The sequence below is a fragment of the Gleimia sp. 6138-11-ORH1 genome (assembly GCF_024814355.1).
Lineage (GTDB): Bacteria > Actinomycetota > Actinomycetes > Actinomycetales > Actinomycetaceae > Gleimia.
Genome location: NZ_JANUXV010000001.1, coordinates 107,174 through 134,079, shown reverse-complemented (window position 1 = coordinate 134,079; position 26,906 = coordinate 107,174). Strand labels below are relative to the sequence as shown.

Genomic DNA, 26,906 nt, shown 5'->3' with positions numbered 1-26,906 from the left:
TAACTTTATGTTTTAGCCATCTCAGGTTACCTGATCTGGGTTTTTGACTGTTACTAACCTTATTTTAAGCTGTCTTTAGTAAAACACAGAGAGCTGACATTATTTTTTACTTAACAACTTTTCTTTTAAATCACCTACACTTAAGGGAAGTTGTATTTCATTTTACGTTTAAGGAGAAATCATGGTGGTAACTATTGGTGTAGCAGGTTGCACTCGGGAATTGCGTTTAGATTTAGACTTAAATGTAGAAGAACTGCATTCTTTAGTTGAGACAGCACTCAGTGAGAAAACTCCGGTGCGTCTGCAAGAAACTAGCGGGAATGTAGTTATTATTCCGGCTGCTGCGCTGGGTTATGTGCTGGTGACTGAAGAAAAACCACGCCCGGTTGGTTTCACTGTCGGGTAACTATTTTCCCTGCTTTTAAGGTAGAGTTTTGTCACTATCTGCTATGGACTCGCTTTCTTTTCGAGTTTTACTTTAGAAAACTCCAGAAAATCAACTAAAATTAGGTTGATAGACAAAAGGAAAAGAGAAGAAATGGCAGATTCAGCCAAACATTATTCAGCCGCAGTGGTTAATTTAGCGGGTGTTGAGTACTCCACTTCGCAAAATGACGCGACTCCAGATATTGAAGAAAAACTTTCCACCACGGATCTGAAAGCTAAGACTTTCGCAGATTTTGGGGTGAGTGACGCAATTTGTGAAGCCCTGACTAAGCAGGGTATTACCCACCCCTTCCCCATTCAAGCCTTAACTTTGCCAGTAGCTTTAGCTGGACGAGACATTATTGGACAAGCCAAAACCGGGACTGGGAAAACTCTTGGGTTTGGTCTGCCGGTGCTAATGAAAGTTGCCGGTCCGGATACGGCTGCTTACGCTACAGAGATCCCTTATCCGGGGCATCCGCAGGCTTTGATTATTGTTCCAACTAGAGAGCTTTGTAAGCAGGTAGCTGCTGATTTACGAGTGGCAGCTAAGCAGCTTTCAACTCGGATTGTAGAGATTTATGGTGGTGCTGCCTTTGAACCACAGATTTCCGCTTTAGAAAAAGGCGCTGAAGTTGTGGTGGGCACCCCGGGGCGTTTAATCGACCTGCTGAAGCGCAAGATCTTACAGTTGCACGGTGTGAATGCAGTTGTTTTAGATGAAGCTGATGAAATGCTGGATCTGGGTTTCTTACCCGATGTTGAGGTTTTGCTTTCTCGGGTTCCTCAAACTCGCCAGACTATGCTTTTTTCTGCCACTATGCCGGGTGAAGTAGTTGCTTTAGCGCGGCGTTATATGAAGCAACCTACGCATATTCGCGCTCAAGAAGCTGATGATTCTTCCGCAACTGTGAAAACTGTTAAGCAGGTGATTTATCGTTGCCATGCGCTTAATAAGATTGAAGTAGTGGCTCGTATTTTACAAGCCCGCGAGCGCGGTTTGGCAGTTATTTTCACGCGCACTAAGCGGACTACTTCTAATTTGGCTGAGGATTTGACGGCACGTGGTTTTGCCGTGGCTTCTTTACATGGTGATTTGGGGCAGGGCGCGCGTGAGCAGGCCATGCGAGCTTTCCGCAGTGGTAAGGTCGATGTTTTGGTGGCAACGGATATTGCGGCTCGTGGGATTGATGTTGATGACGTGACTCATGTGATTAACTACCAGTGTCCAGAAGATGAAAAGATTTATTTGCATCGGATTGGGCGCACGGGGCGTGCTGGGGCTTCTGGTACTGCAGTTACCTTTGTTGATTGGGATGATGTGCCGCGTTGGGGGCTGATTTCTAAGGCTCTTAATTTGGGTGTTCCGCAGCCGTTGGAGACCTACCATACTTCTGCGCATCTTTATTCTGACTTGGATATTCCGCAAGAGGTTACCGGACGTTTGCCACGGGCACGCCGCACTCGGGCAGGTTTAGATGCTGAGGTTTACGAGGACGTATCTGGGAAGGGACGCCGGTCAGCGGGCCGATCTGGTTCCAACCGAGCTGCGGGACGATCTGGTTCTGGACGTTCCGGTTCTGGCCGATCTGGTTCTGGACGGTCCGGTTCCGGCCGGTCTAGTTCCGCCCGATCAGGTTCTGCCCGTTCTGGACGTTCAGCAGAAACTAACGCAAATACAAAGCGCCCTCGTCGCAGAGTCCGCCGGACTCGTGACGAACAGTAACTTTTAAAGGCACTGCATTAAACCCAGACTTAACTATTCCATACACAGGTTCCTTAAACAGGTTCCTTACACAGCTTTCTTAAGCAGGTTCCTTAAACAGGTTCCTTACACAGGTTACTTACAGGGGTTTCTTGCATAGGTTACTTGCCGTGAAAACTATTGGGGGTCTGCACTCAGTGTGCAGACCCCCAATATTCAAGTTAGCTTAACCCATTATCACGTGCTTATTAGCTGCGATAAAGTCGAAGATTGAAGATGCAATCATCTGGGTGGCGATAGCTGCCAAAAGCAACCCGGCAATCCGGGTGAGCAGAAGGGTTCCGCCCTCGCCAAGAATTCCAGATAATCCCACCGCGAAATAAAGCGAAATCCACAAAACAATATGCATCACAATTACTGCCAAAGCCACGGCACTGGTAGCAGCAAAGTTCCCTGAAGCGTTAGAAACAGCCACCATCACAGCAACAATAGTGCCAGGCCCCGCCAAAAGAGGAGTTCCCAAAGGCACTAAAGCAACGTTCACTGAATAATCACCAGTAGCATCAGGTTCCTGCTGGTCTTTGCCAGTTAAAAGTTCCATTGCCACTAAGAACAGCAAAACACCGCCAGAGAGGCGAAGAGCCTCAACTGAAATTTGCAGCAGCCCCAAAATGTAGTGTCCAAAGATCGCGAAAGAAACAATCACAAAAAACGAAGTCAAGGTGGCGTGTAAAGCAGCTTTCTTCTGAGCTTCCGCCCCGGCTTTATTTGTTAATGCTAAGAATACTGGGATATTTCCCGGCGGATCCATAATCACAAACAGGATCGTAAATAATGATAAGAATGTTGCGATGTCAAACCACGCACTCATGGAAGCAGTACCTCTAACTCACCCTGTTGGGCGATTTCTTCAAAAACGGACGGTTTGGTTAAATTTTCCCCTAACCGATTAGATTTCCCTGTTCCATGGTAATCGGAAGATCCGGTAATCAGTAGTTGATACGCATCTGCTATCTCGATTAAGAACTCCCGATCTGCGTGAGAGTTATCTCGGTGGTGGACTTCCAGACCTGCTAACCCATGTTTTGCCATTTCCAAAATTACTTTAGTGGGCAGTAGTTTTTGCCGCATTCTGGCCCGTGGGTGCGCAATCACCGGAACCCCTCCGGCTGCTCTGACCAATTCCACTGCTTCAATCGGATCCAGCGACCAGTGCTTCACATAATAGCGGCTGCGCGGGTGTAGCACAGTTTCAAAACAGTCAGAGCGAGTAGGAAAACACCCTTTTGCAACCAAAGCGTCCGCAATATGAGGGCGCCCAATCGGACCATCCAGCTTCGTTTTCGGTGCTTGCTGTAAAACATCTTCCCAGGTAAGCGGGTAATCTTCTCCCAGCCGAGTAACCATCTCTTTGGCTCTGCCTTGCCGAGATCTAATGGTATGTTCGTGGGCTTGTTTTAGCGCCACATTTTCAGGATTTTGCAAGTAACTTAGCAGGTGGACAGTTATCCCATGCCACGCGCAAGAAATCTCTGTTCCGCGGACTAATCCAACCTGAGTGAGGGGAACTGCCTGCGCAGCTTCTTCCCAACCGCTAGTCACGTCATGATCGGTGAGGGCAATAATATCTAAACCAGCTTTTTGAGCTTGGTGCATTAATTCTGTGGGTGTATCAGTCCCGTCAGAATGATTCGAGTGAGTATGCAGATCAATTTTTAGCATTTTCTGTTCACCTTGTGGCTTCGAATGTGCTTTTGCGTTAAAAAATAGCACAATATAACTATGACAGATAAGAATATTGAAAAAGACCAAGCTTTAGAAAATCGGGGAACAAATCGTTCTCATCGCCCCGATTCAAGTGCTTTTAAGAGTTTTATCGGCACTAACTGGGGGGAGCGTCCCGCTGGCCCCGCTCGGCAAGAGGTGGCGGATTATCTTCCGGCGCGGCATTTGCAGGCAGTTAAACCGTTTGCCGGAGAACGCCTGGTAGTTCCAGCTGGCCCGCTGAAAGTGCGTAACAATGACTGCGACTATCGTTTCAGAGCTCATTCTGCTTTTGCTCACCTCACTGGTTTAGGAGCTGAACTGGAACCGGACGCAGTTTTAGTTTTTGATCCTTTAGCAGATGGCTCACATGAGGCAGTTTTCTTCTTCAAACCGCGGGCTCCGCGCGATTCTGAAGAGTTTTACGCAGATGCTCGTTACGGCGAGTTCTGGGTGGGGGCGCGTCTTTCTTTGGCAGAAATGGAAGTATTTACGGGCCTTAAATGCGCTCACATTGATACTTTGCCGGCTCGTCTTGCTGCAGATAACACTCCGCTGCGGGTGATTCGCGAGGCCGATCCTGCCATCACTTCCCTTGTCGATCAGATTCGCGAGGACGCCAAAATCAGCCGTCCAGTAGCTGAAGATGATGCTCTGTTGGAGCATTTTTCAGAAATTCGCCTTTGTAAAGACGCTTTTGAAGTGAAACAAATGGAACTGGCAGTTAAAGCCACTCACGCTGGTTTCGACCAAATCATTAAAGAGCTTCCGCGGGCCATTAACCACTGGCGCGGTGAACGAGTTGTTGAGGGCGCTTTTGGCGCTCGCGCCCGTGAAGAAGGCAACGGCTTAGGTTATGACACTATCGCTGCTTCTGGGAATCACGCTAATACTCTGCACTGGATTAACAACAATGGTCCAGTTAATGCCGGTGATTTAATTTTGGTTGATGCCGGTGTAGAAGTTGATTCCCTTTACACCGCGGACATTACCCGAACGCTGCCTGTGAATGGGAAGTTCACTGAGGTGCAGGCAAAAATCTATCAGGCTGTATTGGACGCTTGTGAAGCCGCCCTCGTTGCCGCTAATCGTCCTGGCTGCCGGTTCCGCGAAGTGCATGAAGCCGCCATGGAAGTGATTGCAACGAACCTGGAAAAATGGGGTATTTTGCCCGTTTCTAAAGAAGAATCTTTGCAACCTACCGGACAGCAGCACCGTCGTTGGATGCCACACGGAACCAGCCACCATTTAGGGTTGGACGTGCATGACTGTGCGCAGGCACGCCGGGAAATGTATCTTGATGCCGTTTTAGAACCAGGAATGTGTTTCACCATTGAACCCGGCCTATATTTCCGCGCCGATGACCTGGCAGTTCCAGAAGAATTCCGCGGGATCGGAGTTCGTATTGAAGATGACATTATCGTCAATGCCGATGGCTCTGTAACCCGCATTTCAGAAGATATTCCCCGTACCATCGCCGACGTGGAAACTTGGATGGCCCGGGTGCAAAACAGCTAGACAAGAATTATAAAAATAATGCGTTATCAGCCTGACTTTTGGTTGATAACGCATTATTTTTAAGTTAGCGCTTTAGCTCCCACATAGTTCGCTTCCTGGCCGGCTACTTTAATTCTTCGCGAGCTTATTTCGTTTCGTCACCGGCTTAGTGTGCTTCATCAGTGGGCGAGGGCGGGTTGGTCTGCCCCGATTCAGCTTGAGGAAGTTCCTCAGACGCTGGAAGCCGCACCCCGTACTGAGGCGGAGCCAAATGCACTGGCGTTGGTTTAACGGAAGTTTCTTTCGCCACCTCATTCTCTGAATCTGCTGGGCTTGGCTCTCTGCCTTGAACAGTGGGAGCCCCCATCTGATTAGTTGCAAAGGAACTTCCTTGACTAATCGTTTCTGGACGTAGCAGATTACCAGGTACAGAAGTGAAAACCTGTTTAAAGTAGTCTATATTCCGCTCTGCTGTGATGGCATACCGCGCAGCTACCAGACCTTTTTGGGTAATAAACTGGTGGGCTGCTCTTCCCGTGACGATTCCAATCGCACCGCGAGTTAAACCGCCGAAAAGCCCCGCAGCCAAAATAAGACTAATCACTAACGTATTGACTTGCGTCGATAAAAGCGTGTAACCAAAAGCAAAAAAGAGACTAATCCAAAGTCCAGACATCATCCCTGAAAGCAAATGCTTAAAAGTGGTTACCTTTCCTTCAATGAAAAGTACCGATTGCAAGTCTGAGCCAATTACTCTTAGCCCCCGCAAGTCAGCACCTGCCTCTGATGCTTTACGAATCGCCAGCTGCGCTTGTTTAGCTGAGCGAAACACCGCAACTTCTGTGCCCACAACTTCTAAGCTATTGGTGCTTTGTTTTGCGAAAGTGTCAATATCCCAATTCATATTCCTATGCTTTCAGAAAAACCTCTATTTTGCCCACTTAACTAATAGGTTTCATGCTATCAGCATAAAAATATTATTTTTGGCTGTTAAAATTTCCTCCCAAAGCGTTACTCTTAAATAGTGATGAATGGAAAGAAAACTTCTGCAACCAGCCCAACCCGCGCTTTCGTTGGGCGTATTGCCGGTACCGACGTATTCGACCCGGTGGGCGACCGCGTCGGCCGAGCCTACGACGTAGTAGCAATTATCGGAACCAGCGGGCGACCACAAGTAGTTGGGTTAGTGGTTGAAGTTAGTTCCCGCCACCTAATTTTCGTACCATTTTCACGGATCACCTCTGTTAAAGTCGGGGCAATTATTACCACCGGCGTGCTAAATATGCGGCGCTTCAAACAAAGAGCGGTAGAAACTCTCTTAGTAACCCAACTGTTAGACCGTTTGGTAACTATGCGCGACGGCAGTGGAAACGTCTATATCCGCGACGTTGAAATAGAAAAAATGAACTCCAATGAATGGAAAGTCAGCGGACTATTTGTAGAAAGAGAACGCCGGAATGCTCTGGGGTTCAGACGCGCCGGGGAAACACTTAAAGTAAAAATCTCTGACGTTTCCAATATCTCCGTACAATTAGGCACCCAAGATGCTACTTCCCTAATTGCTAACACCGAAGAAATGAAACCGGCAGACTTAGCAGATTACCTACACAACCTAACCGATGACCGCCGGTTAGAAGTAGCCCGCCAGTTAGCTGATGAACGTTTAGCAGACGTATTGGAAGAACTCGGTGAAACCCACTCTGTCTCTATCCTTGAATCCTTAGATAGTAATCGCGCTGCCGACATTCTAGAACTTATGCAGCCAGATGACGCAGCTGACCTAATCGGTGAAATGCAACCAGAAACCGCCGACCAGCTGCTTAGCCTAATGGAAAAAGACGAAGCAGCTGACGTGCGTCGCCTGATGAGTTACGAAGACTACTCTGCCGGTGGGTTGATGACTACTGAACCAGTTATCCTCGGCCCTGATGATACAGTTGCCCAACTCTTAGCTTCAGTACGTAGAGAAGACATTCCCCCGGCCCTGGCAGCAATGACTTTCATTGTCCGCCCTCCGCACCAGACGCCCACAGGGCGACTTATTGGGGTTGTCCACACCCAACGTGCTTTGCGAGAACCACCCCAAACGCTACTTGGGTCAATCGTGGATACTGACGTTGAAGAAGTAACCCCAGAAATGTCTATCGCCACAGTAACCCGTTTACTGGCAACCTATAACTTAACTGCCCTGCCGGTAATTAATGAGGATTCTTGCCTTTTGGGAGCAGTTTCTGTGGACGACGTTTTGGACCACCTGCTGCCTGATGACTGGCGCGATCAAGCTGACGAAGTAACTGACGCGGAAATGGAGGAACGCTACGATGTCTGAGCGTACAGAGGCTCCGAAGAACCGCGAGCGGATTGATACTCCGAAAGAACATCGACGCAAGTGGATTCCGCGGATTAATTTAGAATCTGAAGCCGTGGGGATTGTCGCTGAGAAGATTGCTCGTTTTTCCGGCACCCCCCAATTTCTGATTTACCTTTCCCTCTTTGTGGCTTTTTGGCTGCTTTGGAATACGTATGCGCCTGCCTCAATGCAGTTCGACAAAGCAGAGTTAGGGTTTACAGTGCTGACCCTAATGCTCTCTTTACAAGCTTCTTATGCGGCGCCTCTGATCCTATTAGCGCAAAACCGGCAAGATGACCGTGACCGTGTGACTGCCGAGCAAGACCGCAAACGGGCTGAGCGTAATCTTTCCGATACTGAATATTTGCTCAGAGAAATTGCCAGCTTGCGTTTATCCCTTTCTGAAGTAGCTACCCGTGACTTTGTGCGCTCCGAACTTAGAACTGAATTGCGTTCTTTAATGGAAGAGCTGCAAGCTGCTAAGGAAGCGACCGACGAAGAAACTGAAAGTAACCATCGTTAAAGCAGCTGCGCGCTACTTATTAAATGACTCCATTGCTTCACGCACAACCTTTGTGAAGATCTCTCCCCCGGCTGGGCTGGGGTGAATGAAATCTGTTGCTAAATAGTCAGTGTGTTCACTGATGGCTTGTGCCCAATCGGCTACGCGCACGCGACTGGGATTTTTAGCTGCGAAATCTTCAATCGCCCGATTTGAATTTGCGATCCAGCTGATCCGATCCGGCCCGAAGCCATTAACTAAAATCAACCGTCTTTCTCTGCCGATCTGTTGCAAGATAGTTTCTAACTGTTCTTCAGTTGCTTCAGAGTTAGTTGCTAAAGCAACTACAACGTATGGTTTTAAGCGCCCCTGTGCCTGGGTTTGGTACAGAATTTCAGATGCTTGATACATATGCCGTGAAACTGCCGCATCGACAATGATCCCTGGGAAACCGGCTTCAAGGGCGGGGGTGGAAGCCACTGTTACGGAATCACCTAAAACGTAGATATTTTCCCCGATGATTTCGATTGGTTCAAGGGCTTGCCACTGCGGCAGAGGGATATAAAGCGGTGGTTTAGCATCAGGTCTTAAAAGCGTGAATGGTTTTGAACTTTGCTTATTTTGCTGACCGGCTTCAACAACTTTTTGTGCGGAGGTTTTATCTGGAGCAGATAGTAAGAAACCAATCACAGCTCCGGCCACCACAATCATTACCAGGGCCGGTGCCAGAGCTTTACCTAAGCTAAAGGGGCGGTTGTCAGCTAGCGTCTGATTATTTGGAGTTATCAGGGCTGCTGGATCGCCTAGCCAGCTACGAATGGTCGCTGCGATTCCTTGGCGGCGCATTGGTTCTTCCACCCACGTATATGACAAAGCAGCGACGAGGATAGAAAGGAAAAGCACTGCTGCCCCAACTAAGTACGCGTTAAAACGGGGGAACTGGTTTACGGCAATCACCCAAATCGGCCAGTGCCAGAGGTAGATTCCGTAAGAGCGTTCACCCAGCCAGCGTAATGGAGCGATTGATAGCAAGTTGGCTAAAAGTTGTCCCGGGCCGCTTGCTCCGTCGATTTCCGGGAGGAAACCTTGGATTACCAGGAGGGTGGCAAATACTGAAATTAGGGTGCCCAGTGGGTATACCCAGGCTTGGTTGTCTGGAATGTAATAGAAGCTGAGCACCATGATAACCAGTCCCAGCCAAGCCAAAGAGCCTCTGACCCAGCGTTGCGAAGGGACGGCTGGGGCTTTATCTAAAAGCGGGGTTTTGGCGATGAAAGCGAAGGATGCTCCGAGCATTAAGCCAAAGGCGTGGGAATCAGTTCCCTGGTAGGCGCGGGTGAAGTCGCTGGCTCCGTTAATATAAAAAGCCATCAGACCGGCAGAGATAACTGCTAAAAGGAAGGGAATTCCCCATTGGTATCGGCGGTTGAGCCTGAGAATCAAGATGGTGATTAGGGGCCAGATGAGATAAAACTGCTGTTCTACTGCCAGGGACCAGACGTTTGTCCACAGGTGTGGGTTGGCGTTATCGAAGTAGGAAGCTCCCTGGTAGATTTCCACCCAGTTGTATGAGAAGGTGACGACGCCAAAGAACTGGGGGACGATTCTGGCCAGCAGATCCATGTTGATTATTCCCGCGACAATAATCGTAACGATAGCCATTAGGAAAGCTGCGGGGAAAAGTCGCCTGACGCGGCGCACCCAAAAACGTTTTAAGCTAATTTTTCCGCGTCGAGTCTGCTCTGAAAGCAGCAAAGAGGTGATGAGGAAACCGGAGAGTACGAAGAATACGTCTACGCCCAGGAATCCGCCTCCGGACCATCCTGGGAAAAGGTGGTATGCCAAGACTGCTAGTGCCGCGAGAGCCCGTAAACCATCCAATCCGCGGATTGGTCGGATTGTGGCGGGTTTAGTTTCTGCAGTTGTCTCGATCTGGGTAGTTTCAGACGCTGGATTTGCTACTGGTTTAGGGATAGCAGTGAAGTGCGTGGGAGAACTACTCGGCGACGGTGGATTAGCCACTGTGTCTTCCTTTAGTTTCGTAGGTTATTAGCAACACTCTACTTTCTAGAGTACCTGTGAACGAGCGCAAACTTAGCATTACGGTCTAGGATAGTAGGTATGAGTATCATCACCGAAGAAAATGTTTGGGCTGCTCTGGCTACTGTTGAAGATCCAGAGATACATCGCCCGATTACAGACCTTAATATGGTCGCGAAAGTTGAAATTAAAAATACTACGGTAGAGGTTGAAATTCTTTTAACCACTGCTGGCTGTCCGCTCAAAAATCATATCAAATCCGCGGTGGAACAGGCTCTGCTTCAAGTCGATGGAGTGGAACAAGTTTCTATCATTATGGGGGCGATGAATGATGAGCAGAAGAAAGCTCTGCGTGAAAAGTTAAATGGCGGGGTGGCCGAAAAAGAAATTCCTTTTGCTAAGCCGGGTTCTTTAACTCGGGTGATTGCGGTGACTTCTGGTAAGGGCGGAGTTGGTAAGTCCTCGATGACAGCTAACTTAGCTTGTGCTTTAGCTAAGCAGGGTTTGAAAGTTGGCGTAGTTGATGCGGATATCTATGGTTTCTCTATCCCTCGCATGATGGGGGTAGAACATGAGCCAACTGTTTTGGATGGGATGATTATTCCTCCGGTAGCGCACGGCGTGAAAGTTATGTCGATCGGGATGTTTGTTCCTGAGGGGCAGGCTGTGGTTTGGCGTGGCCCTATGTTGCATCGGGCGATTCAACAGTTTTTAGCCGATGTTTTTTGGGGAGATTTGGACGTCTTGCTTTTGGATCTTCCTCCGGGCACTGGCGATGTGGCGATTTCGATTCCGCAGTTACTTCCTTCTGCTGAGATTCTGGTGGTTACTACCCCGCAGTTAGCGGCAGCAGAAGTTGCTGAGCGGGCCGGTTCGATTTCGGGACAGACTCGTCAGCAGGTGATTGGGGTGGTTGAGAATATGTCTTATTTGCCCCAACCGGATGGTTCTTCACTGCATTTATTCGGCGAAGGTGGCGGCGAATTGGTTGCTTCTCGTCTTTCTGAGCAGCTTGGCTATAAAGTTCCCCTGCTAGCTCAAGTTCCTTTGGATATGCAATTGCGCGAGGGCGGTGATAACGGTCTGCCCGTTGCTTTACAGGATTCTGATGCGTCTAAGGTAATTAACGCTTTGGCTGCGGAGCTGGCGAAACGTTCCCGTGGTTTAGCAGGACGCCAACTGGGAGTTACCCCGAAGTAGCCTTAAGTGGCTAAGTGACAGCGGTTTTGCTTTCACCTACAAGTGGGGGGAGTATCGTTACGATACTCCCCCCACTTAGGTTTAGTTTGTTGAAACTTTAGTTATTTTTAACTTTAGTTTTCGTCTTCTTCTAGGGAAATTCCAAGTTCTTCGTAGGCCCCTTTGATGGCTTCAAGTGAAGTGGCAATCCCGCAGTGGATTTGTAGGGCGAGTTGCTTATCGGTGCAGCCGTCTTCAAAGTCAATCGAATGTTCGCAGCAGACGCGCAGGGCGGTATCTGCTTCTACTTTGCGAGTATAAACTTTTGGAAAGTAGTGTTCCCGATGCCAGTTTTCTATAAAAGCATCTAAGAGATCTTCATGATCTAAAGGAATATTCACGGGGCTTTGTGAAAATACTGTTAGGATTTCGCCCTCTTCACCATTTAGGTTGAAGAGGAAAGGAATTCCTTCCCAGCCGGATTCGATTTTTGCGCGAGTGCCCTCTTCAGGATTTGCGTCAATCAATCCGTATTTGAATTCCTCATCGTCCATGTACTTAGCGATTCGTTCAATGGTTAGAGGAGTAAGTTCGCCGCCTACAGTGGGGGGAACTGGTTGGAAACGATCCCCGGCGTTTGTTTGAGGTTCTTGTTCTTCACCTTCGGAACTAAATAGTTTTGAAAATATACCCATTTTTATTTTCTCCTCACGCGTCTAGAGCGGCTTCGAGTTCTTCAAAGAACTGACGGCTGGTAGAAACGGCACACTGTAACTGTAGTTTTAGCTGAGAATCACTTACTCCGTGTTCCCAGTCGTAGGTTAGCTGAGTGTGTACGGTGATAAGACCTTCGTCAGAAATACGGTAGAAGCAGGTTGGAAAGATTTTATCGGCGTTAAAAGACTTGATTGTATGTCGAATAATATCGAGGTCTTTCATGCTGACTACTCGACGCCAACGGCTCATCACATGGAGTAGCTCTTGATTTTCACCCACCAGAATGAAATGGAAAGTATTAAAATCCCAGAATCCTCCCAGATCTCCATCATTATCTTGATAATATTTGAAACCGTTATCATCAAATAGCTGCTTTAGACGTTCCTTGCTTAAGGGACGCACTAAGTCTTTTTCATCAGCCATAACTTAGTTCCTTCCTTTGGGTTTGTTGTGCTTAAGACGTTTACTCAGCGCCCTCCGAGAGGGCCCTGCTGCTGGTCGAACTACTGGCTGAATCCGGTAGATTCCACCGTACCTCGGCATTTCGTTTTTCTTTCCTCGTCCTTTAGAACTTAATGTTCTACCGACTTTCCCTTCAGTTTCCTTTTCTGCAGGAGCTACGATACCGGCTGCTTCTAAAGCTTCCGCAACGGCTTGCGCAGAGGCTTCTTCCACTGCTTTGTGGGCAGCTTCTTCAGCTACTCCAATGATAGAGTCACGCATCGTTTCAGCGCCACTGGAATCAGCATTTTCACTATTTGCTTTGGTCGTTCCAAAGGGAGAAAGGAGGTCTTTCCACTCATCCATTTCCTCTTGGACTGCTTCTTTCACTAACCTCCGCGGATCGTATTTGCGTGGGTCAAGTGCAGATAGGTCTATGTCGGATAATCCCAGTTCACTGTTTTCATTAAGCTCTGCTTTGAGTTTAGCTAGCTGCATCCTGGCTGCTTTGATCCATTTGGTAATTGAACGCGCCACATCGGGTAAGCGGGACGGTCCGATGATGATGGTTAAAACCAGTAGCAATACCAGGAACTCAGGGCCGGAAATTGGAAATGACATACTTACATTGTACGTGCCACCCCTGACACATTTAAATGCGGAAGAGGATAAACTGGAAGAAAATCTCAAAACTCTATGAAAGACCTTAACTAATGAGCAATGATAAAACCCTTAGCTGGTCCTACTGTGAAGATTTTGTCCCAGAAGGAGAGGTTCTAGAAACTGCCCGGCAACATGCTCGCGATTTGGCTGTTAGCGCTATCTCTCCTGGGGTGGGAGCTACCCTAAGAATGTTAGTTGCTTCTTGCGGGGCTAAAGCTGTTGCAGAGATTGGCACCGGCACAGGAGTTTCCGGGTTGTGGCTACTTTCGGGGATGAGTGCTGACGCGGTTTTAACTACTATTGATAAAGATATTGAGAATCACCGGATTGCGAAAACTGCTTTTGCGGCGGCAGGAATGCGCCCTCCGCGCACTCGCATTATTACCAGTTTGGCACTTGATGTGCTTCCCCGTATGGCTACCCGCGCTTACGATTTAGTTTTCATCGACGCTGATGTTGCCTACTATCAGGCCTATGTGAAAGAAGCTACCCGAATGCTCCGCCGGGGTGGGATTCTGGCGATTGCGCACGCACTTTGGAATGATACGGTAGCTGATCCGGCTCGCCGCGAAACTGAAACCGTGTTGATGCGTCAGCTGGGTAAAGAACTTGCTGAATCAGATTCTTTTATGACTTCAATCCTCCCCGTTGGGGACGGTTTACTGGTGGCGGTGCGACGCTAAGCCTTACTTTTGTAACATTTGCAAAGCCAAAATGATCATTATTGGCGTATAAAGAGAGTAGAATATTTACCTATGAACCAAGACCAGAAGTTAGATTTAGATCCTTTTGTTTTAGCAGCTGAAGCGGCTGCTGTGATTCGGGAGCGTTCGGGGATTGAACGCCACGACATTGCTTTAGTGTTGGGTTCCGGATGGGGCGGCGCAGCTGAGCTAATCGGTGAAGTCGTCTCTGAGATTCCCGCCGGGGAAATCCCTGGGTTCCACGCTCCGGCAGTTGCCGGACATGGGGCTACGATTCGTTCGATTAAACTTCCCAATGAAAAAGTTGCGCTGGTGTTGGGATCTCGCACTCACTTCTATGAGGGCAAGGGCGTTCGCGCAGTCGCTCATGGAATGCGTACCGCTGCTGCTTGCGGAGTAAAAACTGTTGTCCTTACGAACGGTTGTGGCGGGTTGAATCCGCTGTGGGCACCGGGACAACCAGTGCTGATTAGCGATCACATTAACCTAACTGCAGCTTCTCCTTTAGAAGGGGCTACTTTCGTTGATTTAACCGACCTATATTCTGCTCGTTTACGGGACTTAGCTCGCTCAGTTGATCCCACTTTGCCGGAGGGCGTTTACGCGCAGTTCCGGGGCCCTCACTATGAGACTCCCGCAGAAGTTAAAATGGCGAAGATTCTGGGCGCAGACCTTGTGGGAATGTCCACTACGCTAGAGGCGATTGCGGCGCGAGAAGCGGGTATGGAAATTTTAGGGATTTCTTTAATGACGAATTTAGCTGCGGGTATTTCTGCTACCGCACTGTCACACGAGGAAGTACTTGAAGCCGGACAAAACGCGGCACCCCGGATTTCTAAACTGTTGGCAGAAATTGTTATTAAACTATAGTTTCGTGAAGGACTTTCCTTTATGGGAAGGTCCTTTACTTGTTTTGGAAGGAAAATGTAATGGTAGATTACCAACTAGTTGAAGAGTGGATTAAAGACGATCCTGATGCCGTCACTCAAGCTGAGCTAACTAAGCTGTTAGCTGCTGCTAAAACCGGCGATGAAGCTGCTGCAGCTGATTTAGAAAATCGTTTTAGTGGAATGCTTACTTTTGGCACTGCCGGGTTGCGCGGCGAGTTAGGTGCCGGCCCAAATCGGATGAACCGCGCCGTAGTGATTCGCGCTGCCGCTGGTTTAGTTGCTTACCTGAAAAAGACAGTTGGGGCTGATTTCCATTTAGTTGTGGGCCACGACGCACGTTATGGGTCGAAGCAGTTTGCTTTGGACACTGCCGCAATCGCGGTAGCTGCCGGTGGCCGCGCTTCCTTGTTTAACCGTGAGCTTCCTACCCCTGTAACAGCTTTTGCGCTACGTCATTTGGAAGCTGACGCTGCGGTTGTGGTGACGGCCTCGCACAACCCTCCACGGGACAATGGTTATAAAGTTTATTTAGGGGGACGGGCAGTTACTGATGCCGGTCAGGGCGCGCAGATTGTCTCTCCCGCAGATAAGGAAATTTTCGCTGAGATTAAGGCAGTTACTTCTGCTTCTGCAGTGGCTCGCGCCGAATCAGGTTGGACTGTTTTAGGTGATGAAATTGTTGATGCTTACCTCCAGCGGGTTACTTCTTTAGTTTCTGATGAGCCAAAAGATCTGCGGATTGTACTAACTTCCATGCACGGAGTGGGCGGGGAAACTTGCGTCCGCGCCTTAAACCTAGCTGGGTTTAATGAGGTACACGTGGTGACTGAACAGCATGATCCCGACCCTGATTTCCCAACTGTGGCTTTCCCTAACCCTGAAGAACCAGGGGCTTTAGATCTTTCCTACGCCCTTGCTTCTAAAGTTGATGCGGACATTATTCTAGCTAACGATCCTGACGCTGACCGTTGTTCAGCTGCGATTAAAGATCCAAATTCTGCAACCGGCTGGCGCCAGCTCACCGGCGATGAAGTTGGTTCCTTACTGGGTGAACAAACTGCCGCTTTGTATGCGGGTGATAAGTCAGCTGTTTTAGCTAACTCTATCGTTTCTTCCCAACTGTTAGAGCAGATTGCTGCTCACCACGGGGTTTCTTACCGCGCTACTTTAACTGGTTTTAAGTGGATTTCCCGCGTTGATGGTTTAGTTTTTGGTTATGAAGAGGCTTTGGGTTACTGCGTTGATCCGCAGTCAGTTCGCGACAAAGATGGCATTTCTGCCTGCCTGCGCCTAGCTGCTTTAGCTGCGCAGCGAAAAGCAGCGGGTTCTTCACTACAGGCTGCTTTAGATGATTTGGCTCGTCGCCACGGCTTATACGCTACTGCCCCACTTTCGATTCGGGTAGCAGATCTTGGGTTGATTCAGCAGGGAATGGCAAATCTTCGCTCCGGTAGTTTAACTAGCTTAGCTGGGGAACCTTTGGCTTCCGTAGTTGATTTGGCTGAGGGGTCGGCTGAGTTGCCACCTACCGATGGGTTGGTTTTCCGCACGGCGGCGGGTGACCGAGTGATTGCTCGTCCTTCTGGTACTGAACCGAAGTTGAAATGCTACTTAGAGACAGTCATTCCTGTTTCCGAGGGCGCCGATATGAGTGAAGTTCGCGCAGCTGCGGCAGCTCGTTTAGAACTAATGAAAGCTGATATGGCAGCCGCTTTAGGGATCTGAGTAGACTACTAAGTGGGTGGTGGGTAGTAAAAGCTACCCACCACCCACTTTATTATCTGTCTCCAGTGTCTACCGTTTTTGTTACCTGTTTAGGCTTTAAGGTAACTGCGGATTTTAGTGAGAATTTCTTTCCGCGCAGTTAAGTCATTTAATAAATCAACTTCACCGATGTTTATTTCTAATACTTCCGATTCGTCGTAGCAGTTGATTACCCAGTCGTCATAGCCTTCCCACAGACGCCGGTAATAGGCAGTGAGTTCTTTTCCCTGTTCAAATTCTCTACCCCGTTGCGCGATTCTTTCTAAAATAATCTCAAAATCTGCATGTAGGTAAATGAATAAATCCGGGGCTTTTGAGGGGATTTCTGCGATTTCTTGCATCATGTTGTTTAGCAGGTCTGAATAGATTTTCATTTCCAGATCACTGATTCCACCCAGCTGGTGGTTTACGTGTGCAAAATACCAGTCTTCATAGATACTACGGTCCATTACAGTGCGGCGCCCGTGGTTACGTAGCCCCTCTTTAATGGAAGAAAACCTTGCGTTTAAGAACTCTAGTTGGAGTAAAAATGGGTAGCGGTGTTTGATTCGTTCTTCTTCTGTAGAAGTGTAAAACAGTGGTAGCACTATAGATTCATCTACTTTTTCGCAGATTACGTCGTATCCCAGTTCCTTTGCTAAAAGCGTGGAAATAGTAGTTTTTCCTGCGCCAATCATTCCACCGACTACTATCATCTGTCCTCCTCAGTCTCATTCTAAAGGGCGGTCTGCCAAATCTTCATTCGACAGACCGCCCTCGAGAATCTCTGCTTAATTCATTTCCGCTAAGATAGCTGCGGAAGCAGATAAACCTAACCGGTTTGCGCCAGCTTCAATCATTGCCAGCGCATCAGCAGCGGTGCGGATCCCCCCGGAGGCTTTCACACCCAACCGGTCTTGCACAGTGGCGCGCATAAGTGCAACTGCGTGTACGGAAGCACCTCCAGCAGGGTGGAAACCGGTAGAAGTTTTCACAAAGTCTGCTCCGGCTCGTTCCGATGCTTCACAGCAGGCAACAATCTCTTCGTCAGTGAGGGCTGCTGATTCGATAATCACCTTTAGCAGGGCACCGGGGATAGCGTCGCGCACAGCCTTAATGTCTGCTTCAACTTCATCCCATTTGCCTTCTTTAACCAGTTTCAGGTTTACGACCATATCCACTTCGTCAGCTCCCAAAGCAACTGATTGAGCGGCTTCAGCAGCTTTAACTTCCTTGTGGTGGGCGCCGGAGGGGAACCCGCAAACAGTTGCTACCGCAACGTGTTCCGGCACTTGAACGGGAAGCTGATTTGGGCTGACGCAAACTGAGAAGGTACCCAGTTCAGCGGCTTCAGTGATGATTCGTTCCACATCAGCTGCAGTGGTTTCTGGCTTCAAAATAGTGTGGTCGATTAGTTTAGCTACTTCGTTTTTATTCACAATTTCTCCTTGAGATTGAGTTTTGTTTTCAGCTTACAGGTTATTGGCAATTCGATCTAATACCACTGATTCGCGTGGGCGCGGAGCTTGTGTTCCAATCGCATATCCGCCTGCGAGGGATTCTAAGGCACGTTCAAAACGAGCTGGTGTTTGCGTATGTAAAGTCATTAGTGGCTGTCCTTTACGCACTGGGTCACCGATTTTCGCGTGTAGTTCAATCCCCGCTTCTGCCTGGACTTTTTCGTCTTTAGAAGCACGTCCTGCCCCTAAGCGCCAAGAGGCTACCCCCACGGAAAGCGCATCCAACTCAGTTAAGTAACCGTCTGCTTCGGCTAATACTTGATGGGTGTGCTCTGCTACTGGCAGCGGCGCAGTTGGGTCTCCGCCCTGGGCGCGGATCATCTGGTTCCACCGGTCCATAGCTCGACCGTCTTTTAGGGCAGCTTCGACGTCTACATCTTTTTTACCTGAAGCAGCCAGCATTTCCCGTGCCAGGGTCACAGTTAATTCAACTACGTCGGCGGGGCCGCCACCGGCTAGAACTTCCACTGATTCGCGCACTTCCAGGGCGTTTCCAACAGTGAGTCCCAGTGGAGTGGACATATCTGTAAGGACGGCTACTGTGGGTAGTTTATGGTCTGCTCCGATATTCACCATGGCTTCGGCAAGTTCCCGAGCTTTGCTGAGGTCTTTCATGAAAGCGCCGGAGCCGACTTTCACGTCAAGTACTAAGGAGCCGGTTCCTTCCGCGATTTTCTTACTCATGATCGATGAGGAAATCAGGGGTACACAGTCTACGGTTGAGGTGATGTCACGAAGCGCGTAGAGTTTTTTATCGGCTGGAGCCAGGCCAGCGCCGGCCGCGCAGATTACTGCTCCGGGGCCGGTTCCTAACATTTCCATGATTTTTTCATTAGAGATTTCAGCTTGCCAGCCGGGGATGGATTCTAGTTTGTCTAGAGTACCTCCGGTATGTCCCAGTCCGCGTCCGGATAGTTGGGGGACAGCTACGTCAAATACTGCAACTAAAGGGGCTAGGGGCAGGGTAATTTTGTCTCCTACTCCCCCGGTTGAGTGTTTGTCTGCGGTGGGGCGAGGCAGGCTGGAAAAATCCATGGTTTCACCGGAGTTAATCATTGCCTGTGTCCATTGGCTGATTTCGGTGGGGTTCATTCCGCGGATAAAGATTGCCATGGCCAGGGCAGCCATCTGTTCGTCACCAACTACTCCGCGCGTGTATGCGTCGATTACCCAGTCTATTTCGGGTTGGCTTAAAGTATTTCCGTCACGTTTTATGCGAATAATATCTACTACGTCGTATTTTTCAGTCATCATTTTCTCTCTTTACTATCTAGTTTTAGATATTGGGAGTAGTTTTTAGTTTGGTTGCTATTTCGGTTAAATAGTCGGGTCCAAAGGCTTCGGGAAGAACCTCACTCATTAGTTTTATTCCAGCAGGCATCATTAGCTGCAACTGTGGTCCGCCGTGTTCATAAAGTAGTTGGCGGCAGCGTCCGCACGGAATTAGGATTTCTTCGAGGGCGTTGACACAGGTAAAGGCTTTGAGTTGCCCTCCCCCGGTTTTTATTAGTTCAGAGACCATGCCACATTCGGCGCATAGGGTGAGTCCGAAACTAGCGTTCTCTACGTTGCAGCCCGTAACAATACGACCGTCATCAACTAAAGCTGCTACTCCGACAGGATAGTTTGAATAGGGGGCGTATGCTTTTCGCATGGCATCCACTGCATGTTGGTGCAGTATTTTCCAGGTTTCTTCATTGATTTCTACCGCCATGGGAGTCCTTTCAATTTCTGAATTGCCTGTTTCTAATTTAGTGTGAGGGCATTTTCATGCCCTCACACTAATGTCTATTTAGTTTATCAGGTAACTAAATGCTCTTAACAGCGGTTTAAGCCGGATATGGCTTTCCTTCTGCTGCTGGGGCTCGCACGGCTCCAACGAAACCAGCCACCGCTAAAATGGTGATGACGTAAGGGATCATCAGCAGGAATTCTGCCGGTAGATCCGCTTTAACGGTCTGCATGGTGATCCCCAGGTTGGTAGCAAAGCCAAACAGCAAGGCTGCGGCGAAGGCACCGCGTGGGTTCCAGCGTCCCAGGATCATTGCTGCCAAGGCGATGAAGCCAGCTCCGGAAGTCATATCTTTAGAGAAAGCCAACCCTTGGGATAGGGTGAAGAATGCGCCACCTAAACCAGCTAAAGCTCCGCCGATTAAAACGTTTTGCCAGCGGGTGCGATTAACTTTGATCCCCACGGTGTCAGCTGCTTTTGGATGTTCACCACAGGCGCGCATCCGCAAACCCCAACGGGAGTTAAAGACCAGGAACTGCATGGCAATCACTACGATAAACATCAGGTAAACCAAAACATTGTGATCGAAGAAGATTGGCCCGAAAACTGGGATGTCAGCTAAAACTGGGATAGGTAGTTTTGGTAGGATATTAACCTTATTCAAAGCTCCGTTATCCTCTGTGAGAATAGTTGAGAACAGGAATGAGGTTAAGCCCAGTACCAGCATATTCAGCACCACGCCCACAATGATGTGGTCGGTACGGAAGTTGATAGTAAACAGTGCTAAGAGGACGGCTACTAGCATGCCCGCAACCATTGCTCCAAATAAGCCTGCATATACGTTAGAAGTGAGGGTGGCTACCAGTGCGCCCAGGAAGGCTCCAAAGAGTAGCTGCCCTTCAATTGCAATGTTGATAATTCCTGAGCGTTCGCAAACTACGCCAGAAAGAGACCCAAATACCAGGGGGATTGCGAAGGTGAGACCACCGGTGAGCAGTGCAATCATAGGTAGGTGTGCGTCTGCTTTTCCAGCTACTGTAAAGGCCAGGAATCCCAGTACGAAAGCTAGGGAAACTCCCACCAGGAACCATCCGTTAATCGGCTTGCGGTTTACTGCTTTCATCCAGATGAAGGCAGTTAATACGGCTGCGATTAGGAACATGGCGATGGTAAATGGGCGGGCTGGCAGATGTGTTTCGGGAATATCAAACCAGCTGGTTGCGCCGCTCCACGTAATGTTAGAAGTTCCTGAGGAACGTAACATGATGAGGAATGTCAATACCGTCATCACTGAAGCAGTGATTGGGTCGCGTAATTCAATTTTCTTACGCACGTCCACTGTGTTTTGCATAGTTTCTGCACTCACTTTTCTGCTCCTTTCACGGTATTAGCGGTTGCTGCTTGAGCTACTTTTCGTTTTGCTTGGTAGTAGCGCACAGCTTCAGAAGCAGCAATCAACAGTACGATTACCGCCTGAGTAATTTGCACGATATCTACCGGAATACCAGCGGCGGCTTGCATCGTTGAAGAACCGGCAGAAAGTGCCCCAAAGAGGATACCTGCTAAAACTGTTCCCAGTGGGGTAGCTTTACCAAGTAGTGCCACGGTGATAGCGTCGAAGCCGAATGATCCGGCGGATGAGTTCGCTAAGAAGCGTTCGGTTCCCAGGACTGGGGCGGTTCCAGCTAGACCTGCTAGCGCACCTGAGATAGCCATGGTTAAGAGGATTACCCGGGGAACTGACATTCCCGCGGTGCGGGCTGCATCTGGGTTAGCCCCAACTGCGCGTAGTTCGAATCCGAAGGTAGACCGTTCTAATAGCCACCAGACAAAGGCTGCGGCAAGAAGTGCCACAATGATTGAGAAGTCTAGGCGCAGCACGTCTCCTAAAAGGCGTGGATAGGCAGCCGTGTCTTGAATCATTTGCGATTTACCTTGTGTTCCACCTCCGATTAGGAATTCTTGTCTGAGGAGGAATGCCAAAAGTTGAATGGTTACCGCGTTCATCATAATGGTGACGATAACTTCGTTAGCTCCCAGTTTTGCCTTTAAGAAACCGGGAATAGCACCCCAGAGCATACCACCAGCGATAGCGGCAAGTACTGCTACTAGTAGGTGAATCCCGTAGGGAAGGTTTAGGTGTATTCCCGCGATGGTGGCGAAGATAGCTCCCATCGATAGCTGGCCCTGTACACCGATGTTGAACAGGCCTGCGCGGAAAGCAACGGTGATAGCTAAACCGGCGATGATTAGTGGTACCGCACGGGTCAGCGTTTCAAATAGTGGCTTAATCGCACGAGTTGAGTTACGCGCATTGTAGTCGTAGATGGAACCTCTAAAGAGTGAACTGAAGAACCCTTGGAGAGAATTCCCAACCTCGGCAAAAAAAGCGCTTGGGTTGGTTGTAAATGAAGCGGCAGCGGTTTGTACGTCTTTATCGAAGATCACGACGATAAGTGCGCCGATTAGCAGTGAGGCAATGATCGCCCCAATGATGGTGAGGGTGTTCATCCCAAAGATGCGCTTAAGGATCTTTTGCGCGACGGGAAGATTCTTAGTTTCGTTACTCATCAGTAGCCTCCAACTGAGTCGAATTAGTAGCTGCCTGAGCCTGGGCTTCTTCTAAAGGTACCCCCGCCATCATTAGTCCCAGCACGGCACGTGGAGTGCCGGCAGGAACGATTCCCACAATGCGTCCGCGATACATCACAGCAATGCGGTCAGCTAAAGCATCGACTTCATCTAATTCAGTGGAAATAACCAGGACTGCGGTGCCGTTGTCACGTTCTTCGACGATTCGTTTGTAGACGAATTCGATAGAACCTACATCCAAACCACGCGTGGGTTGGGATGCCACTAATGCGGTTAGGGGACGAGATAGTTCACGTGCCAAAATCGCTTTCTGGGCGTTACCACCGGACAGAGTAGAAATAGGATCGTGAACTGAGGTAACCCGGACGTCAAATTCTTCGCGACGTTTTTCAGCATTTTCTGCGATCACCGTTGGACGCATATTGATGCCTTTAGCGAATGGTTTCTGATCGTATAGGTCCAGAATCATGTTCTCTGCGATTGAGAATGAACCTACCATACCTTCAGTTTGTCTGTCTTCGGGAACAAATCCCAGTCCTGAGCGCAGACGCTGTTTGATATTTAGTCCGTCTACTTTGTTACCGCCCAGAGTGATTTCTCCTGAGTTAGGTTCAATCGCCCCGAGGATAGAAGCTGCCAGTTCTGTCTGCCCATTTCCCTGTACCCCGGCGACACAGACAATTTCACCACGTTTTACATCTAAATCGATGTGATCCAAAAGTAGCTGTCCGGTTTCTGAAAGGACGGAAAGGTTTTTTACGGAAAGACCAACTTCACCTAGTTCTGGTTCATCTTTATCAACCCCCAGATTAACTGGACGACCTACCATGAGTGACGCGAGTTCTTTTTCGGTTGAGGTGGGGCTGGCTTCGCCAACCACTTTGCCGCGCCGGATTACGGTAATGCGGTCAGCAACTGCGCGAACTTCACGGAGTTTGTGAGTGATGAAAACAATGGAGGTGCCGGCCGCTTTAAGTTGCAGCATGATTTCCATAAGTTCATCGGTTTCTTGGGGGGTGAGCACTGCGGTGGGCTCATCTAAGATGAGAACTTCTGCATCTCGAGAAAGTGCTTTAATGATTTCAACGCGCTGCTGTGCGCCAACAGGCAAGTCAGCAATTTTTGCTTGCGGGTCAATATCGAAACCAAATTTCTTTGAAAGCTTTTCAACCAGGGCAGCTGCTTCTTTATGTTTGATAATTCCCGCAACGTTGGTCGGTTCATATCCTAATGCTACAGATTCTGCGACTGTGAAAACTGGCACCAGCATAAAGTGCTGGTGAACCATTCCAATCCCAGCGGCTACAGCGTCGCCAGGACCTTTAAATGTTACCGGTTCATCGTTGATCAGAATTTCACCATCGTTAGGCTGGTAAAGACCATATAGTACGTTCATCAAGGTCGACTTACCGGCGCCGTTTTCACCTAATAGGGCATGGATTTCTCCTGGCTCAACTGTTAGGTCGATATGATCGTTTGCGACTAGCGGACCGAAAACCTTGGTGATTCCTCTTAGTTCGAGTTTCACGTCGTGTCCTATTCTTATTTAGATATGGAGTAAGGTCCGAGCCGACTCGTCGGTTCGGACCTTACTCACCAGGATAGATCAATTATCAGGGTTGGTTTTTGGATTCAACCTTGATTTCGCCGTTCTTGATCTTTTCTTCTAGCTTCTTAACGCCTTCCTTAACTTCAGCAGGAACCTTGTCCTCGAAGTCGTGGAATGGAGCCAAGGATACGCCACCATTCTTTAGGTTACCGATGTAGGCTTCGCCTGAGAAGCTATCTTCGGAAAGTGCCTTAATGGTGTCGAATACGGAGGTACCGATTTCCTTAACCACAGAGGTTAGGATCAGATCTTTGTATTCTGGCTGAGTGTTGTAGCCGTCAGCGTCAACCCAAACTACCATAGTGCCGTTATTTGCTTCTCGTGCAGCTGCCAAGGTGCCTGCACCTACTGGTCCAGCAACTGGCATGATAACGTCAACGCCCTGTTCGATCAGCTGGTTAGAGAAGGTCTGTCCCTTTGGAACGTCAGAGAATCCGCCTACAACAATGCCGTCCTGTTTTGCTTTGTCCCAGCCAAGGAGCTTAACATCGGTGCCGTGTTCTTCGTTGTACATCTTCATGCCGTCTTCGAAGCCGTCAGAGAAGATAGCGGTGGTTGGAATGTTCATGCCTAAGAAAGTACCGATCTTGCCTTTAGCAGTCATGCCTGCTGATACGTATCCAGCTAGGTAGGAAGCTTCAGCGGTGTTGAATACCAGTGGCTTAAGGTTTTCTGGCTTTTCTTCGTAGTTGAAGTCAACGATTGCGAACTTAACATCTGGGTTAGCGGCTGCTTTTTCCTTCATGATGTCTGCCATTTGGTAGCCAACGCCAATGATGATGTCACAGTTGTCAGAAATCAGTGCTTCGATGTTTGGATCATAGTCAGCTGATGCGTGAGATTCGGTGAACTTAATTTCGGTGCCGAGTTCTTTTTCAGCACGCTTGAGGCCTTCGAATCCGGACTGGTTGAAGGACTTATCCTCAAAACCGCCTTCGTCGGAAACCATACAAGCCTTAACTTTCTTTCCGGCATCTGGCTTAGCTCCCCCATTATCGGCGCTTGGAGTGGTTCCCCCTCCACAAGCAGACAGCATTAAAGCTGCGGATGCTACCAGAGCACCAAACTTCATTGTATTCTTCACTTTTCCTCCTACAAAGTGTTAAGGATTACCCCTGAATTACCGTAACCATGTTAAATATTTCTTCATTGATTGGTAACTCATTTGCCTTTCTAGTCTACCTGATTATTCCCACTAATATCACCGTTGATGCGGAATCGTTACTCAGATTTACTGCAATTATTTTAGGCGTATAAATACCAGATATACTGAACCCGCTCCCCTATAGTAACTTTCATGCAGTTACGGGGAGCGGGTTCAGTAAACGCAGCTATTTTATTAGTTTTGTACTGCTAGTAGGTCTACGTGCATGATGTCACGACGAACTGGGTGACGCTGTACGTCCTTAATCACAGCTAGCTGTTCTTTACCATCAAATGCGATAGCTAAAGTAGCTTTGCGACTATTCTTCACAACCATGAAGATGTCGTGACCAGGTAGTTCAACGTGGATAGGATCCAGGCCAGCTCCGTAGATTACAGCTGGAACTTTGCCAGCCATACGGCAACGACGTGCAAATCCTTTTCCAAAATCAGTGCGTACTGCAGCTTCTAAACGAATTACGTCAGACATTTTTACTCCTTAGGGTTTCTCATAATTGACCCCGGGTGCGATATTCCCAGTCGTTAGATCTAAGATCTTTAACCTTAAGGAACATTCGCCCAGTCGATAACGGCAACTCAGCACACACAATGGCAATGCCAAATTCCCCTCGCCGAGGCAACGACACTTAGTATAACTTATTTGCCAAAGTTAAACTAGTTTAGGCAACCCCGTCAAAAAGTGAAGTTACAGAACCATCGTCAAATACTGCTCGAATTGCTCTTGCCAAAAGTGGCGCAATAGAAAGTACAGTCAGGTTCTCAAAACGCTTTTCTTCAGGGATTGGGAGGGTGTTTGTGATGACGACTTCACGTGCTCCGCAGCTGGAGAGGCGTTCAACAGCTGGGTGAGAGAGAATCCCGTGGGTAGCTACAACTGTGACTGATTTCGCCCCAGCGTTCTTAACTACTTTCACTGCTTCTGCGATAGTTCCACCGGTATCAATCATGTCATCTACCAGCACACAGTCACGACCTTCAACTTCACCGACTACGCGGTTGGCTACCGCAACGTTTGGGCGAGTCGTGTCGCGAGTTTTGTGAACGAAAGATAGTGGACATCCGCCCAGCTGATTTGCCCATTTTTCAGCAACGCGAATACGTCCTGCGTCAGGTGAAACCACAGCTACATTTGCTAAGTCAATCGTAGATTTTACATAGTCTACTAAAACTGGCATGGCCCACAGGTGATCGACTGGCCCATCAAAGAAGCCCTGCGCTTGGGAAGCGTGAAGATCAACTGACATTAGGCGATCGGCTCCGGCAGATTTAAATAGGTCTGCCATGAGACGAGCTGAAATTGGTTCACGCCCCAGGTGTTTCTTATCTTGCCGCGCATACGGGTAGCAGGGGGCTACTACGGTGATTCGTTTTGCGGAAGCTCGCTTTAACGCATCCAGCATGATTAGCTGTTCCATGATCCATTCATTTACGGGATCAGTGTGGGATTGGATTACAAATACGTCTGCTCCACGGACTGATTCGTTAAAACGAACGTAGGTTTCCCCGTTTGCGAAGTCGTATGCGGTGGTAGGTGAGACTTCGGTATCGAGTTCCTTCGCCACCGCCTCTGCCAGCTCTGGATAGGCTCGTCCGGAAACAACCATTAGTCGTTTCTCACCCTGCGTTAGAATACCTGTCAACGTAATCTCCTGTTTTCGACGGTGGGAT

The 26,906-nt window shown here is 48.8% G+C and carries 26 protein-coding genes; 9 read left to right on the top strand and 17 right to left on the bottom strand.

What is annotated here, in order from left to right:
• Positions 1 to 181 precede the first annotated feature (181 nt).
• Entirely contained in the window at positions 182 to 406 is a 225-nt protein-coding gene (locus NXS08_RS00530) for a DUF3107 domain-containing protein (protein ID WP_259136135.1), read from the top strand.
• Between the two features lie 132 nt (positions 407 to 538).
• Complete coding sequence (locus NXS08_RS00525; protein ID WP_259136133.1) at positions 539 to 2,152, top strand: DEAD/DEAH box helicase; 1,614 nt, start codon at positions 539 to 541, stop codon at positions 2,150 to 2,152.
• 205 nt (positions 2,153 to 2,357) lie between these two features.
• Here NXS08_RS00525 and NXS08_RS00520 read toward each other — a convergent pair whose 3' ends face one another.
• Positions 2,358 to 3,002 (bottom strand): MarC family protein, encoded by a 645-nt coding sequence (locus tag NXS08_RS00520; RefSeq protein WP_259136132.1) that lies wholly within the window; start codon positions 3,000 to 3,002, stop codon positions 2,358 to 2,360.
• Positions 2,999 to 3,853, bottom strand: coding sequence for a PHP domain-containing protein (locus tag NXS08_RS00515; protein WP_259136130.1), 855 nt, complete (start codon positions 3,851 to 3,853; stop codon positions 2,999 to 3,001). The genes NXS08_RS00520 and NXS08_RS00515 overlap by 4 nt, the downstream gene beginning before the upstream one ends.
• A 60-nt stretch (positions 3,854 to 3,913) precedes the next feature.
• Between NXS08_RS00515 and NXS08_RS00510 the strand changes: the two genes are divergently transcribed.
• Entirely contained in the window at positions 3,914 to 5,413 is a 1,500-nt protein-coding gene (locus NXS08_RS00510; RefSeq protein ID WP_259136128.1) for an aminopeptidase P family protein, read from the top strand.
• 145 nt (positions 5,414 to 5,558) lie between these two features.
• On the opposite strand, the gene NXS08_RS00505 is transcribed toward NXS08_RS00510, so the two are convergent.
• Entirely contained in the window at positions 5,559 to 6,296 is a 738-nt protein-coding gene (locus NXS08_RS00505; protein WP_259136126.1) for a general stress protein, read from the bottom strand.
• 123 nt (positions 6,297 to 6,419) lie between these two features.
• Here NXS08_RS00505 and NXS08_RS00500 point away from each other — a divergent pair, with 123 nt between their 5' ends.
• Positions 6,420 to 7,721 carry a magnesium transporter MgtE N-terminal domain-containing protein gene (locus NXS08_RS00500; protein WP_259136123.1) on the top strand — a complete coding sequence of 434 codons (1,302 nt, stop codon included), beginning with the start codon at positions 6,420 to 6,422 and terminating at the stop codon, positions 7,719 to 7,721.
• Positions 7,714 to 8,265 carry a DUF1003 domain-containing protein gene (locus NXS08_RS00495; protein WP_259136114.1) on the top strand — a complete coding sequence of 184 codons (552 nt, stop codon included), beginning with the start codon at positions 7,714 to 7,716 and terminating at the stop codon, positions 8,263 to 8,265. Before NXS08_RS00500 ends, NXS08_RS00495 begins: the two co-directional genes overlap by 8 nt.
• Positions 8,266 to 8,277: 12 nt before the next feature.
• On the opposite strand, the gene NXS08_RS00490 is transcribed toward NXS08_RS00495, so the two are convergent.
• Positions 8,278 to 10,266: an acyltransferase family protein gene (locus tag NXS08_RS00490; RefSeq protein ID WP_259136112.1), complete on the bottom strand. Its 1,989-nt coding sequence runs from the start codon at positions 10,264 to 10,266 to the stop codon at positions 8,278 to 8,280.
• Positions 10,267 to 10,365: 99 nt separating this feature from the next.
• Here NXS08_RS00490 and NXS08_RS00485 point away from each other — a divergent pair, with 99 nt between their 5' ends.
• On the top strand, positions 10,366 to 11,484 hold the full coding sequence (locus NXS08_RS00485) for an Mrp/NBP35 family ATP-binding protein (protein ID WP_259136110.1): 1,119 nt from the start codon (positions 10,366 to 10,368) through the stop codon (positions 11,482 to 11,484).
• A 113-nt stretch (positions 11,485 to 11,597) separates the two neighbouring features.
• On the opposite strand, the gene NXS08_RS00480 is transcribed toward NXS08_RS00485, so the two are convergent.
• The 3 genes from NXS08_RS00480 to NXS08_RS00470 are packed head-to-tail and all read right to left on the bottom strand — an operon-like array spanning position 11,598 to position 13,242.
• Complete coding sequence (locus NXS08_RS00480; RefSeq protein WP_259136108.1) at positions 11,598 to 12,158, bottom strand: YbjN domain-containing protein; 561 nt, start codon at positions 12,156 to 12,158, stop codon at positions 11,598 to 11,600.
• A gap of 13 nt (positions 12,159 to 12,171) precedes the next feature.
• Positions 12,172 to 12,603 carry a YbjN domain-containing protein gene (locus NXS08_RS00475; RefSeq protein WP_259136107.1) on the bottom strand — a complete coding sequence of 144 codons (432 nt, stop codon included), beginning with the start codon at positions 12,601 to 12,603 and terminating at the stop codon, positions 12,172 to 12,174.
• 3 nt (positions 12,604 to 12,606) lie between these two features.
• Positions 12,607 to 13,242, bottom strand: coding sequence for a twin-arginine translocase TatA/TatE family subunit (locus tag NXS08_RS00470; RefSeq protein ID WP_259136105.1), 636 nt, complete (start codon positions 13,240 to 13,242; stop codon positions 12,607 to 12,609).
• Between the two features lie 92 nt (positions 13,243 to 13,334).
• Between NXS08_RS00470 and NXS08_RS00465 the strand changes: the two genes are divergently transcribed.
• The 3 genes from NXS08_RS00465 (at position 13,335) to NXS08_RS00455 (ending at position 16,603) form a co-directional block, all read left to right on the top strand.
• Positions 13,335 to 13,967, top strand: coding sequence for an O-methyltransferase (locus NXS08_RS00465; protein ID WP_259136103.1), 633 nt, complete (start codon positions 13,335 to 13,337; stop codon positions 13,965 to 13,967).
• Between the two features lie 72 nt (positions 13,968 to 14,039).
• The gene (locus NXS08_RS00460; protein WP_259136101.1) at positions 14,040 to 14,858 is read left to right on the top strand and encodes a purine-nucleoside phosphorylase; all 819 of its coding nucleotides are present in this window, start codon (positions 14,040 to 14,042) and stop codon (positions 14,856 to 14,858) included.
• A gap of 59 nt (positions 14,859 to 14,917) precedes the next feature.
• Complete coding sequence (locus tag NXS08_RS00455; RefSeq protein ID WP_259136099.1) at positions 14,918 to 16,603, top strand: phospho-sugar mutase; 1,686 nt, start codon at positions 14,918 to 14,920, stop codon at positions 16,601 to 16,603.
• 89 nt (positions 16,604 to 16,692) lie between these two features.
• Here NXS08_RS00455 and NXS08_RS00450 read toward each other — a convergent pair whose 3' ends face one another.
• The 10 genes from NXS08_RS00450 to NXS08_RS00405 all read right to left on the bottom strand — a co-directional run bounded on the left by NXS08_RS00450 (position 16,693) and on the right by NXS08_RS00405 (position 26,878).
• Complete coding sequence (locus NXS08_RS00450) at positions 16,693 to 17,337, bottom strand: deoxynucleoside kinase (protein ID WP_259136096.1); 645 nt, start codon at positions 17,335 to 17,337, stop codon at positions 16,693 to 16,695.
• Positions 17,338 to 17,412: 75 nt separating this feature from the next.
• Entirely contained in the window at positions 17,413 to 18,060 is a 648-nt protein-coding gene (gene deoC / locus NXS08_RS00445; RefSeq protein ID WP_396232228.1) for a deoxyribose-phosphate aldolase, read from the bottom strand.
• A 33-nt stretch (positions 18,061 to 18,093) separates the two neighbouring features.
• Positions 18,094 to 19,392, bottom strand: coding sequence for a thymidine phosphorylase (locus NXS08_RS00440; protein WP_259137320.1), 1,299 nt, complete (start codon positions 19,390 to 19,392; stop codon positions 18,094 to 18,096).
• A 25-nt stretch (positions 19,393 to 19,417) separates the two neighbouring features.
• A complete protein-coding gene (locus tag NXS08_RS00435; RefSeq protein WP_259136094.1) occupies positions 19,418 to 19,855 on the bottom strand; it encodes a cytidine deaminase in 438 nt (145 codons plus the stop codon).
• A gap of 115 nt (positions 19,856 to 19,970) precedes the next feature.
• Entirely contained in the window at positions 19,971 to 21,239 is a 1,269-nt protein-coding gene (locus tag NXS08_RS00430) for an ABC transporter permease (protein WP_259136091.1), read from the bottom strand.
• Complete coding sequence (locus NXS08_RS00425; RefSeq protein ID WP_259136089.1) at positions 21,236 to 22,444, bottom strand: ABC transporter permease; 1,209 nt, start codon at positions 22,442 to 22,444, stop codon at positions 21,236 to 21,238. Before NXS08_RS00425 ends, NXS08_RS00430 begins: the two co-directional genes overlap by 4 nt.
• Positions 22,437 to 23,993 (bottom strand): ABC transporter ATP-binding protein, encoded by a 1,557-nt coding sequence (locus NXS08_RS00420; RefSeq protein WP_259136087.1) that lies wholly within the window; start codon positions 23,991 to 23,993, stop codon positions 22,437 to 22,439. Before NXS08_RS00420 ends, NXS08_RS00425 begins: the two co-directional genes overlap by 8 nt.
• Positions 23,994 to 24,078: 85 nt before the next feature.
• Positions 24,079 to 25,158, bottom strand: a complete 1,080-nt coding sequence (locus NXS08_RS00415; protein WP_259136086.1) for a BMP family protein — start codon at positions 25,156 to 25,158, stop codon at positions 24,079 to 24,081.
• A 255-nt stretch (positions 25,159 to 25,413) separates the two neighbouring features.
• Complete coding sequence (locus NXS08_RS00410) at positions 25,414 to 25,707, bottom strand: 50S ribosomal protein L25 (protein WP_259136085.1); 294 nt, start codon at positions 25,705 to 25,707, stop codon at positions 25,414 to 25,416.
• Between the two features lie 190 nt (positions 25,708 to 25,897).
• Positions 25,898 to 26,878 carry a ribose-phosphate diphosphokinase gene (locus tag NXS08_RS00405; protein WP_259136084.1) on the bottom strand — a complete coding sequence of 327 codons (981 nt, stop codon included), beginning with the start codon at positions 26,876 to 26,878 and terminating at the stop codon, positions 25,898 to 25,900.
• Positions 26,879 to 26,906: the final 28 nt, after the last annotated feature.